Here is a 380-nt window from a genome sequence, read left to right as displayed (position 1 = left end):
CAGCCTGGGGTATGTCAAAGCGTATAGCTACGATACGCTGGGCCGTCTGGTCAGTGCCACCACCTATGCCAAAGCCTTGCCAGCGGCGACCTTCAATGGGTCTGCCCCTCTGAATGCCAGCAATGCCATACCGGCATCGGATGCGGCTGATCAGGTCCAGACTTACCAGTACGATGCCGATGGGCGTTTGATTGCCCATATCGATGCCCTGGGCAATAGCGAACAATTTACCTATGACGGCCTGGGTAACCGTATCAGCTACACCAATCAACTCAACGCTACCTGGACCTATGACTACGATGCAGCAGGACATCTGCTGAGTGAAACCTCGCCAGTCGTCAGCCTGGCCATTGTGGATGCCGGTAGTAGTCTGCATATTG

1 protein-coding gene is annotated in these 380 nt (G+C 55.0%); it reads left to right on the top strand.

Translation table 11 applies throughout. The features are described from left to right. The coding region (locus ACO0K9_RS28100; protein WP_422990703.1) for an RHS repeat domain-containing protein at positions 1 to 380 on the top strand (380 nt) is incomplete at both ends.

It is taken from the genome of Undibacterium sp. Ji50W, from assembly GCF_049340445.1.
GTDB lineage: Bacteria > Pseudomonadota > Gammaproteobacteria > Burkholderiales > Burkholderiaceae_D > Undibacterium.
Note: the sequence above shows the minus strand (reverse complement) of the source record. Positions and strands in the feature narration are given on the sequence as shown.